The sequence below is a fragment of the Actinomyces bouchesdurhonensis genome (assembly GCF_963540955.1).
Classification (GTDB): domain Bacteria; phylum Actinomycetota; class Actinomycetes; order Actinomycetales; family Actinomycetaceae; genus Pauljensenia; species Pauljensenia bouchesdurhonensis.
On record NZ_CAUTSL010000065.1, the window covers coordinates 1 to 11,593 of the forward strand.

Consider the following 11,593-nt stretch of genomic DNA (forward strand, 5'->3'; position numbering starts at 1 on the left):
TCCCCCGCGACGAACGCGCGGAAGTTCTCGCGCAGCCTCTCGAGCAGCTCGCGCTCCCTCGCGGTCAGCAGGACCTCGTCTGCCCCGTCGTCACCGCCAGCCAACGCGACGTCCTCGCCGGACGTGACCGCAGAAGGATCCACGGCCTCGGACACAGGATCGGCTCCCGCGACGTGCAGCTCGCGCTCGGCCCACGCGTGGAAAACCGTGCCCAGGGCGGAAAACGAGCTGGGTTTAACCGGCATCGGCCGACGCATATCGCGTGCGAACTCACCCGCGTCCTGCAGCAGGGAGGAGACGGACGTGGCCGGCACACGCTCGGCCCACAGGTCCACAACCGGCGCCTCCCGCCCCAGCCGATCCTCCTCGATCAGGGCGATCGTGTCCCTCACCGCCGGGTCATCGCCCAACTCCGTCAAGGCCTCGAACACGTCCCTGTCCTGCGCGAGTTCCCGCATCTGAGCGCGCACGGACGCCGCCGCAGCCGCGACCCGCTGACGCGACGGTCCCGGCGCCGGCGGGAACGTCTCCGTGGGAGCCGACGCTGACAGCGCCTCACGCTCCTCCTCACCCGGAATCGGGGCAATCAGGCAGGCCCCCTCCCCCACGGTCGGCTCAACGCCCAGGTCGCGCCAGGCGCCCGAACCCCACACGCCTCGGTCCTCCACGGCACCAGCCGTGCCCTCCGCGGGCTGCGGAGCATGACCGAACAGCTGGGCGCTAGCCTCCATCAGGTAACGAGACGGGTGAGCAACCTTCCTGTTGAAGTCAGACGTCCACGACCCCACCAACAGCTGCGCGCTGCGCGCACGAGTCATCGCCACGTACGCCAAGCGCCGCTCCTCACGCTCCGCATACACGCCAACGGAAGGCTTGTAAACCTTCGTCGCCCACTTGTCGTACCCCGCAGAAGCAGTCCGAGACCCCTCAACGACGGGCACGAACGGGGGCAGGTCCCCACAATCCCCTCGCAGCGGATGCGGCAGCGCCCCGCTGTCCGTCAACCACGCGTTGGCAGGGGGAACATCGTCCGTCCATTCCACGCTGGTCCTCTTGTTATGCGAGGGAAACACGCCGTCGCACAGGCCGAAGACGACGACGCCATCCCACTCCAGGCCCTTCGACCCGTGGACAGTCAGGATCTGCACGGCACGCGGGTCCGGCTCCCCCAACGGCGCGTCAAGCCCGTCCTCACGCTCATCCGCCAACCTCAGGTACGCCAAGAACGAGCCAAGCGAAGCCCCCGGCGTCTCCTTCTCATAGGCGGCGGCCACGGCGATGAACTCGTCCAGCGCCGCGCGCCCACCCATCGACAGCGGGTCCGCAATCACGTCGTCCAGCGTCCCCATGATGAGGATCGCGCGCTCGACCTGCTCGGTGATCGAGCGGCCCACGCCCTCGCGGACCTGGCGCAGGCGCTCGCCCAGCAGGCGCACGCGGCGCACCGCCTCCTCGCTGATCGCGGGACGCCCCTTGTCCGCCCACCCGGGGGCCGGCGGGTCATCCACGGCGTCCAGGAGCACCGCCTGGTGGGAACTGGCCCCCTCCCGACGCGCCAGGGCACGCGCCCAGTCGCCGAGGGCCATCAGGTCGGCGGCCCCCAGGTCGATGCCGGCCAGGAGGCGCGCCAGCCACGGGGACGCCGCCACGTCGTAGCCCAGCTCCAGGGCCGCGCGCACATCCTGCACGGCCGGCTGGTCGAGCAGCCCGCCCAGCCCCACGATCTCCGTGGGGATCCCCGCCTCACGAAGGGCGGCGTCAATCAACGGGAAGTCCTTGCGGCGCCTGCTCAGGACGGCAACACTCCTGCGCGAACCGTCCTTGCGCGACCGTGAGCGCACCCGCCGCACGAAGTCAACCGTCGCCGCCAGCGCGTCCTCGTAGGCGGCCGGGTAGGCGATCTCGACGACGCCGCGCCCAGCCCCCGGACGAGGAACCAGGACGGGAGACTGCGCATTCAGTTGCTCCTTGCCCTCCTGATAGGAGGCGACCTCGCGCAGGGGCTCAGCCACACGATTCGCCGCCTCCAGGATCGACACGTCGTTACGCCACGCGGTCGACAGCGTGAGGGTCTGGCCCTCCTCGGGCGCGCCCGTCTGGAAGCGCTCCAGGAACGTCTCCAGGGACGAGGCCGAGGCCCCCCTCCACCCGTAAATCGCCTGATTCGGGTCGCCCACCGCGGTCACCGCGTGGTCGCCAAACAGAGTGGACAGCAGCTCCATCTGGATGACGGAGGTGTCCTGGAACTCGTCGAGGAGCACCGCGCGGAATTCTTCGCGCAGCGCGGCGCGCACGGAGGGGACCTCGCGCACGATGCGAGTGGCGAGGACCAGCTGATCCGAGAAGTCCAGGAGGCCCATCTCCCGCTTGCGCTTCTGGTAGGCCTCGATCGGACCGAGGAATGCGATGCGGCGCTGGTTCGCCTGATGCAACTCCCTGGCAGCCTTATTCGAGTCCCCCACGATCTCCAGTTCCCGCCCGAACCCCTCCAGCGCCTGGCGCGCACCCTCGACCGTGTAGCCGTGCTCGGCGATCTCACCTGCGAGATGAAGGATCCTGCCCACGACGCCCGCCGGACTCAGATCATCGTCCAGGTCGGTGGGCCACGCCTCGACGATCTGCGTCATCATGTCGAGGGCGCCCGCCTCGGAGAGCATGGAGAAATCCGGGTCAATCCCGATGCGCATCCCATGCTCGGACACGATGCGCTCCGCGAAAGAGTTGTACGTGAGCGTCACCGGGTCCTCGTCCAAACGCTCACGCATCTGCGGCAATTCGCGCGACAGCAGGCGGATACGCTCGCGCAAGCGGTCGCCGAGCTCGCCAGCCGCCTTACGTGTGAAGGTCAGGCCCAGGATCGAAGCCGGCGTCAAGTCCGGGTGGTTTGCCAGCAGCCACAGCACCCTCATCGACATGGTTTCGGTCTTACCCGACCCCGCACCCGCGACGACCAGGAGCGGCCTGCGCGGAGCCTCGATTACACGCACCTGCTCCGCAGTCGGGGTCTTCGTCGCGTCGACGATCGCCTGAATCTGAGTCGCGCCGAGGGTCATCGCGCCGTCTCGTGCCACGTCACTCCACCACCTTACGGCCGCGCTCCCGAGCCGGGCACAGCCGATCAAAAGAACAATACAAGCAAGCCTTCTCCGACGGGGTCGCCTCGAAGTAGGGGCCGCGCGCGATGGCAGCAACCTCACGCACCTTCTCACGCCACCCCTCCAGCGTCTCCCCTTCCAAGGGCCTCTGATCGAAAGACTTCGCCGCGTCCCCGCCAAGGAGCGCGATACGCGCGCCCGCCACCCGCTCCCCCGCGGCGAGGAGGGCCATCTGATAGGCCGCCAACTGCGGATTATCGGGGACGGTCTTCGCGCTGTACCCGCTCTTGCCTGTCTTCAGGTCGGTGACACGCACGCCCTCGTCGACGTGTTCGAGGCGATCCATGCGCCCGCGGATCGTCACCCCCTCGACCTGGGCCTCGACCGTTCGCTCGACCTCTACCTGGCCGGGTACTCCCACCAGGTAGGACGCCAGGTTGTCAACGATGGTGTGCGCGCGACGATCCGCGTGCCGCCCCGCCCACGTGTCCAGGTTGTAGCCCAGCTCCTCGATGCGCGCCTCAAGCGCTGCAGTCAATTCCTCCGGGGTGCCGTGCGGGTTCTCCTCGGCTAACGCGTGAACGAGGGTTCCCAGACTGGCCGCCGCATTTGAGGACCCGTCGGCGCCAATCGTGGTGAGGAACCAGCGCAGCGGGCATGCGAGCGCCCGCTCGAACTGCGACGGCGAGAGCGTGACGTCACCACCGTAGGGTTCCACCGTCGTGGGCGTGCCGCCCGCTCCCAGCCATCGATCAGGCTGCGCAGAACCGATGCCCTCGCGAGCCATGAGAGCCAGGAGCGTGGCCGCAAGCTCGGCGTCCACCCGGTTATCCGAGGCGGCACGCGCGCGCAGATCCGCGATGTGCCCGGGCAAAGACAGCGGCGCGTCCACCTGGTCCAGAGGCACCACGTCGTCCTGCCGTGGCGTGCCTGCCAGGCGCGCCACCAGGTCGAAAAACACAGACGGGGCAGCATCCTCCGAGCGCACAGCCCCCGCGTGCACGTAGCGCCGCGAGCGCGTGATGGCCGCGACGAAGAGACGGTACTCGTCGTCCAGGACGGCCCGGCGCGCGGCCCGCGTCGAATCGATGAGTTCCTCGCGCCCATCCTCGCCCACGGCGAACCTGCCAGCCCCCACGTCCGCCAGCAGGTCGGCGCGCAGGATCCGGTCGCGCAGGCGCAGGTTCGGCCATGCCCCGTCCTGGAGGCCGGCGAGGACCACGACCTGCCAACGACGGCCCATCGCCTGCGCGGGGGTGAGGACCTCGATGCCGCCGGGGCGCACGCCCACGCGTGAAATCGTGTCGATGGGAACCGACCCTGCCAACAGCTCCGAGGCGAAATCACGCGCGGACCCGGCGGGGTTGCGTTGCTCCCACACGTCGGCGACGCGTATGAGCGCGACGACCGCGTCCAGCTGGTCGTCGTACCAGCTGGAGGATTCGTCCGATCGGATGGCCCGCGAGCGCCAATCCTCCGCGACGCCGGAGGCCTCCCACAGCTCCCACAAGCGCTGCTGTGGGCGTGCGTTCCCCTGCCTGCCCAGCTCCCACATGCGCGCCGCCGTCTCAAGCGCGCGCGCCAGGGCGCGGTCGTGCCACCCGCGTCGGCCCGGGGCTTGCGCCCCCTCCTCGAGGGTGGGCCGCCACGTATCGGGCTCGTCCACGAGGTTTGCCACCGTCAGTGGGATCAGCGTGCTCTCCTTCCCCGCCTCCTCGGCGGCCTGGGCGCGCGCGGCGTTCAGGCGACGCAGCAGCCGGTGCACGGCCAGGGCATCCGCTCCCACGAGCGCCGAGGGCACGAGACGCTCGGCCAGTTCGCGGCGCTGGGCCGCGTCCGTGTCGCTGTCCCCCGTCGGAAGAGTCACGAGGTCGAGGAGGAGGCGCGTCGTGGGCTGTGAAGCGAAGTCGAAGGCTCTGCCGCCCCCGGCCAGGGGGACGCCGCCGCGAGCCAGGTAGCGCCTGGTTTCGGCGACCATCGACGAGCTACGCACGATGACGACCTGGTCCGAAAAATCGACGCCGTCGTGCAGGTGCCGGGAACGCAGGGCACGGGCGATCAGCGCGCCCATCTGCGAGGGCGTGGCCCCCAAATGGGTGACGAGCGCCCCCTCGGGCGCGTCATCGGCGACCTGCGCGCCACGACGGGCGGGCGAGCCGGACTGGGCGATGCGCGCGCACGCCTGACACGCCAGCTCACGCACCGCGCGGGACGTGTCATAGACCTGACCGAGCTCCGCGATCTTAACGCCCAGCGACGAGGCCAGACGACGGTCCAGGTGCGGCTCGCCCCCACGATACCCAGCCACCGCCACGTCGGAATCCGAGAACGCGACGATCCTGGCCCCCGCGTCCCGGCAAGCTCCGAGGAGCGTCAGCGTCGAAGGCGTGCAATCCTGCAGGTCATCCACGATAACGACATCAGGAACCGGGCACGGCGCCTGCACGCCGCGTTCCTCCGCGCGCCCCTGCCACGTCCCGATCAGCTCCGCGGCCAGGGACTGGATGCGCGACAGGTCCACGCGCAGCGTTAGAGGGTACTCCGGGGAATGCTCGGGTCCCTCCTCCAGGGCCGCGACAATCGCGCCCGCACCCACCCATTCGGGATGCCCGAAACGCGCCCCGGCCTCGGACAGGGAGGCCGCATCCATCCCCGCCTCGCCCACGCGAGCCACCAGATTACGCAACTCGCCGCGAAACGCCGGCATCGCGCGCATCTGCTCACCGATTTCCTCCGGCCAGGGAGCATCCACGCTCGCCAACAGCTCGGTCAACGCCTGATCCTGGGCAGCGCCCGTCACCAGCTCGACGCCCTCCAGCGGGACCTGCCGCTGGGTGCGCCACGTCGCCACCACCTGATAGGCGAAAGACGCGGGCGTACGCACCGGACGCACCACGTCCGGCCCGAGCGCCTGCGCGCGCGGCGTCAACACGTCCGCGCGCGTGCGGTCCGGGGCCAGAATCAACGCCGAAGCGCCCGCACCCACCGCCTGCTCGAACACCGCCAGGGCACACGTCGAACGGCCAGACGACGGCGCCCCACGCGCAATCACATCGCCCGAGCGCGCCGCCTCCACGACCGCGCGCTGCTCAGCATTCAGCTCGGGCAGGCGCCACCAACCCTCCGGGCGGCGCCGCAACCTGACCTTGATTTCGCTCATGACGCAATACTGACAGACCCCACCCGCATCTGTGGCACATATGATGGGCGTGACGACATTTACCAGCAAGGAGTCACCATGGAGATCTTCATCGGCATCCGCGACAACACGCGCCAGCTCGCCCTCGACGTCGACATGACCGAAAACGAGCTCATGACCAAGGTCAACGAGGCCCTTGCCGCCCAGAACGGCGTCCTCGACCTCACCGACTCGAAGGGCCAGCGCACCCTCGTCCCCGCCCACGCCCTCGGCTACGTGCAGATCGCCAGCAAGACCGAGCGCCGCGTCGGATTCGCGATCCACTGACCCGCGCCCACGAACGAGGCCGGGGAACCCGAGCGGTCACGATGCCGCCCGAGGAACCCCGGCCTCGTCAATGCCTGCGGCCTCAGGCCTTCAGGTGAATGTCCCTCATACGCTCACCATGGCGCCTAATCACATACTCCGTGATCTCATCAACATTCTCCGGCGTCATCGCCAACTGCGGATACGTAAACAACGTGGCACGCACAAGACCCAGCGCCTCACCCGCAACGCGGCGACCCCACAGAGACAAGCGATCCGCCAACTGCGGATCCGCCTCAATCTGCGGCCCCAACTGCGCACGCACCCAATGCCCCTGCTCGAAAGGCCACACATCCTCGATGCCCTCAAACAAGCTATGGACGCGAGCAACGCGAATCAGCATGTCACCCAGCATGCCACGCGTAATAAAAGTCTTCACTGACCGCTCCGCAAACGTCGTCGGACGAGTGCGCGCATCCAAATCATCATACGCACCCGAAAAAGCACTACCAGCCGCCAACAGATCAAAATCACGGTGCCCACTCCACACCTCCAGCTGCTGATACAACGCGAAACACTGCGCAGCCATGCGCGCGTGCTCCACGTGTGCCTCAAACGTGGGGGCCTGCTCCCCATCCTTCGCCAGGCGCGTCATAAACGCCAGCGACGAATACGCGAGAATACCAATGACATCAGTGTCGTCGGCCGGGACAGAAACATATTCATGAGCCATGAGTCCAGCATAGTGCCTGACAAGCTCCCCGGCTCCCACTGTCCACGTATTCCCCACGTTCCCATTACCTGTGACCAGCACCTCCACCGCTGCCAGCTCCCACACGATTACACTGAAAAGCGACCACCGGAAGCCCGGTCGCATCTTTTTCACACATCACACGTACGCGCGGACGAACATCCCCGCGCCAGACAATGCGCGATCGGCACCGACCCCAACCCCGGAAAAGCCCGGGAGACAAGGCAGATCGTGACCACCACGAGCACCGAGGCCATCGAGCCCACCCACGACAACGATACCGTCACCCAACCCAAGGCTTCCACGCCGGAACCCGCCCCGGCCTCGTCCGTCGAATACTCCGCAGGCGTCGTCCGCCTCGGCAACATCCACCCACAGGCCCCCGCCGAACAGGAAGCCACCCCCGACATCACCGGCAAAGGCGAAGACCTCGACAAGAAATCCTTCGCGGACTTCGGCGTCACCGACCCCATCGTCGACGCCCTCGAAGACAAGGGCATCACGCACCCCTTCCCGATCCAGGCCCTCACCCTCGGCCCCGCACTGGACCGCCACGACATCATCGGCCAGGCCAAGACCGGCACCGGTAAGACCCTCGGCTTCGGCATCCCCGTCCTCGAAGACGTCATCGCGCCCGACGAAGAAGGCTACGACGAGCTACTCAACCCGAACCAGCCGCAAGCACTCATCATCCTGCCGACCCGCGAACTCACCAAGCAAGTCGCGCAAGACCTGCGCGACACCGCTAAATACTTATCCACCCGCATCGTCGAAATCTACGGCGGCGTCGCCTTCGAACCCCAGATCGAGGCCCTCACCCGCGGCGCCGACATCGTCGTAGGCACGCCCGGCCGCCTCATCGACCTGCTGCGCAAAGGCCACCTCCACCTGTCCGGCGTCGAAACCGTCGTCCTCGACGAGGCCGACGAAATGCTCGACTTGGGCTTCCTGCCCGACGTCGAGACGCTGCTGGCCCGCGTCCCCGAGAACCGCCACACCATGCTGTTCTCCGCGACCATGCCCGGCCCCGTGGTGGCCCTCGCCCGCCGCTTCATGGTCCACCCGACCCACATTCGCGCGCAGGACCCCGACGACCAGAACCAGACCGTCAACACGGTCAAGCAGGTCATCTACCGCGTTCACGCCATGAACAAGGTCGAGGTCGTCGCCCGTATCCTCCAGGCGGAGGGTCGCGGCCGCACCGTCATCTTCTGCCGCACCAAGCGCACCGCCGCCCGCCTGGGCGAGGACCTGACCGCCCGCGGCTTCGCGGTCGGCGCGCTGCACGGCGACCTCGGCCAGGGTGCCCGCGAGCAGGCGCTGCGCGCCTTCCGTAACGGCAAGGTCGACGTCCTGGTCGCCACCGACGTCGCAGCCCGTGGCATCGACGTTGACGACGTCACGCACGTCATCAACTACCAGTGCCCCGAAGACGAGAAGATCTACATCCACCGCATCGGCCGCACGGGGCGCGCCGGACATTCCGGTACGGCCATCACGTTCGTGGACTGGGACGACACGCCGCGCTGGTCGCTCATCTCCAAGGCCCTGGGCCTGGGCGTGCCGGATCCGCTCGAGACCTACCACACCTCCCCCCACCTGTTCACCGACCTGGACATCCCGGAGGGCACGACCGGCCGCCTGCCACGCGCCAAGCGCACGCGCGCGGGCCTGGACGCCGAGGTCCTTGAGGACCTGGGCGGCTCGTCCCCCCGCTCCGAAGGACGAGGCCGTGGCGGCCGTTCCGGGTCGCGTGGCGGCTCGCGTGGGGGTTCGCGTGGTGGCTCACGTGGTGGCCGCGGTCGTGGGCGCTCCGCGCGTGGCTCTTCGACTTCTTCCTCCGACGCGCCGCGTTCGCGCGGGTCGCGTCGCGGCTCCCAGGACGGCGATCGCACGCTGAACGCCGGCAAGGGCGGCCGCTCCGACCGCGGCACGCGCGGCCGTGGCCGCGGCGAGCACTCGCCGCGTTCCGATTCCGGTTCTGCTGGTTCTGCTTCGGCTGGTGCTGAGCGCGCGCCCCGCGCCCGCAAGCGCATCCGCCGCCGCAAGGGCGGCGAGTGAGGCGATAGCGTGGCACGGCCTTGGCGTGAGGCGTTAGTGCGTGGCGCTGATAGCGCTCAACGTTTACGCGCATTCCGCCAGTCAGTGACCACGCTGCGCACCTGATGCGCACGCCGGTCATCACAGCACCCACGCGATGATCGCGCCGCGTTCGTACAGCAATAGGAGGGGCCCGAGCCACACGGCTTGGGTCCCTCCCCTGTTTGGGACCTCAGGGCGTGGCAAGGTTCAACCTGATCGGGAACAGTCAACCCGTTAGGGAAGATTCAACCCGATCAGAAGGGGTTGAATCTTCCCGATCGGGTGCACCACCTCATCGGCAACAAGCTTGCACGCGGGCTTCCTCGCTGGCGCCGACCACGTCGGCATCCAACAGCCCCAGGCCGTGCAGCGCTGCACCCGTTACGTCGCGCTGCACCCGTTACGTAGCGATGCACCCGATCAGAAGGGGTGTAATGCCTACGGATCGGGTGCACCGCCTCCCACAACAAGTACAACTGCGGACATTTCCTCCCGACATACCCAAGCGGCAGCATCAGACGCAGCCACACAACCTCGAAATACCCGCCCGGCTCTGAACAAGACGCACTACACCCGATCCGTCGCGATACACCCGTTAAGTCGCGCTGCACCCGTTACGTCGCAATGCACCCGTTACGTCGCGCTGCACCCGTTACGTCGCGCTGCACCCGATCAGAAGGGGTGCAATGCCTACGGATCGGGTGCACCGCCTCCCACAACAAGCTGATGTGTCCCGGGTATTGTGGAGAGTGTCTTAGGTCGGATTGGAGGTTTGGGATGTCTGGTCAGCGTAAGTATTCGATGGAGTTGCGTGAGCGTGCGACGCGTATGGCGTTGGAGGCTCGTGCTGATCCCGAGCGGCGTAGGGGTGCTATTAAGCGTATTGGCGGCCAGTTGGGGGTCAATCCTGAGGCGCTGCGTACGTGGGTGCGCGCCGTGGAGCAGGGCGGGCGCAATGAGCGTGGCGAGGTCAGTGATCAAGAGGCCCGTATCCGGGCGCTGGAAGCTGAAAACCGTGAGCTACGGCGAGCCAACGAAATTTTGAAGGCGGCGTCAGCTTTTTTCGGGGCGGAGCCAGGTCGCCTCGGACGCTAGTCTACGATTTCATCGAGGTCAATCGGCATCGGTGGGGAGTCGAGCCAATCTGCACTGCTTTATCCCAGTCAGGGGTGCAGGTTGCTCCCAGCGCCTATTACGCTGCCCGGACTCGTGCCTTGTCGGCGCGCAGCGTGCGCGACGAGGCGCTCACAGACGTGATCAGACGCGTGTGGGAGGAGAACTACTGTGTGTTCGGGGTGCGCAAAATGCATGCCTTCCTCAACACTCACGAGTTGGGCGTGGGATATGTGGCGCGCTGCACGGTCGAGAGACTGATGCGGCGTATGGGCATTCGTGGCGTGAGTCGGCGTCGGACCCGCCATGTCACGGCTTCAGCGCCGCGCCATGCATGCCCCTTGGACCTGGTCAATCGGCATTTCGGGGCCCATGATCTCAACGAGTTGTGGGTCGCAGACATTACCTACGTACCAACCCAGGCTGGCTGGGTCTACGTCTCCTTCGTCACCGACGTGTGCTCTCGTAAAATCCTGGGCTGGAAAGTCGCGTCCTCGCTGCATACCGACGTGGCCCTGGACGCATTAAACATGGCGATCTACCAACGTCGCCGCGATGATATAGACACTCGTGGGCTCGTGCACCACTCCGATCGGGGCGTGCAATACCGCGACGTGCGCTACGGGCAAGCTCTCGCCCGTTGCCAGGCAGTAGCGTCGGTGGGTTCAACCGGTGACTCCTACGATAACGCCCTGGCCGAAGCGTTGAACTCCTTGTACAAAGCTGAACTCATCTACAACGAGGCGCGCCCCGGCTACGCCGGCCCATGGCGCGATCGGCGCGAGGTTGAACGCGCAACCGCCGCCTGGGTCCACTGGTACAACACCCGCCGCCCCCACCTCGCCCTGGGCGGAATCACACCGCAACAAGCAGAAAACAAATACACAACAACACGAAAGAAAGCGGCCTAAAAATCCCTACACAAAACCCGGGACTTGACAAGCCCAACCGCGGGCAATTACTCCCCACAGACCCCAACCGTCCGCATCGGACGCAGCCACACGGCCTCGACATGCTCACCCCGACTCCGAACAAGAGACGCTGCACCCGTTACGGGCTCTTCATAATTGAGGGTGTAGTTGGGGTCTGAATCCTCCGGTTTCGAGG

The 11,593-nt window shown here is 67.2% G+C and carries 5 protein-coding genes, 1 pseudogene and 1 other annotated feature; of the genes and pseudogenes, 3 read left to right on the forward strand and 3 right to left on the reverse strand.

All coding sequences use genetic code 11. The features are described 5' to 3' along the window. Both RYL44_RS09145 and RYL44_RS09150 read right to left on the reverse strand, forming a co-directional pair. The coding region (locus RYL44_RS09145) for an ATP-dependent helicase (RefSeq protein ID WP_314975781.1) at positions 1 to 3,053 on the reverse strand (3,053 nt) is incomplete at its 3' end. 19 nt (positions 3,054 to 3,072) lie between these two features. Next, positions 3,073 to 6,255, reverse strand: coding sequence for a PD-(D/E)XK nuclease family protein (locus RYL44_RS09150; protein ID WP_314975778.1), 3,183 nt, complete (start codon positions 6,253 to 6,255; stop codon positions 3,073 to 3,075). Between the two features lie 78 nt (positions 6,256 to 6,333). Between RYL44_RS09150 and RYL44_RS09155 the strand changes: the two genes are divergently transcribed. Continuing rightward, positions 6,334 to 6,561 (forward strand): DUF3107 domain-containing protein, encoded by a 228-nt coding sequence (locus RYL44_RS09155; RefSeq protein WP_314975779.1) that lies wholly within the window; start codon positions 6,334 to 6,336, stop codon positions 6,559 to 6,561. A gap of 82 nt (positions 6,562 to 6,643) precedes the next feature. On the opposite strand, the gene RYL44_RS09160 is transcribed toward RYL44_RS09155, so the two are convergent. After that, positions 6,644 to 7,273 (reverse strand): ferritin-like fold-containing protein, encoded by a 630-nt coding sequence (locus RYL44_RS09160; protein WP_073982995.1) that lies wholly within the window; start codon positions 7,271 to 7,273, stop codon positions 6,644 to 6,646. Between the two features lie 249 nt (positions 7,274 to 7,522). Between RYL44_RS09160 and RYL44_RS09165 the strand changes: the two genes are divergently transcribed. Next, positions 7,523 to 9,352 (forward strand): DEAD/DEAH box helicase, encoded by a 1,830-nt coding sequence (locus RYL44_RS09165; protein ID WP_314975780.1) that lies wholly within the window; start codon positions 7,523 to 7,525, stop codon positions 9,350 to 9,352. Between the two features lie 798 nt (positions 9,353 to 10,150). Further along, positions 10,151 to 11,397, forward strand: a pseudogene (locus tag RYL44_RS09170) (IS3 family transposase). Then, positions 10,429 to 10,557, forward strand: a sequence feature (AL1L pseudoknot). It overlaps the preceding pseudogene by 129 nt. Positions 11,398 to 11,593: the final 196 nt, after the last annotated feature.

Bases quoted from the DNA above. Each gene is read 5' to 3' on its own strand.
- RYL44_RS09150 (WP_314975778.1), bottom strand. From the start codon at position 6,255: ATGAGCGAAATCAAGGTCAGGTTGCGGCGCCGCCCGGAGGGTTGGTGG.
- RYL44_RS09155 (WP_314975779.1), top strand. From the start codon at position 6,334: ATGGAGATCTTCATCGGCATCCGCGACAACACGCGCCAGCTCGCCCTC.
- RYL44_RS09160 (WP_073982995.1), bottom strand. From the start codon at position 7,273: ATGGCTCATGAATATGTTTCTGTCCCGGCCGACGACACTGATGTCATT.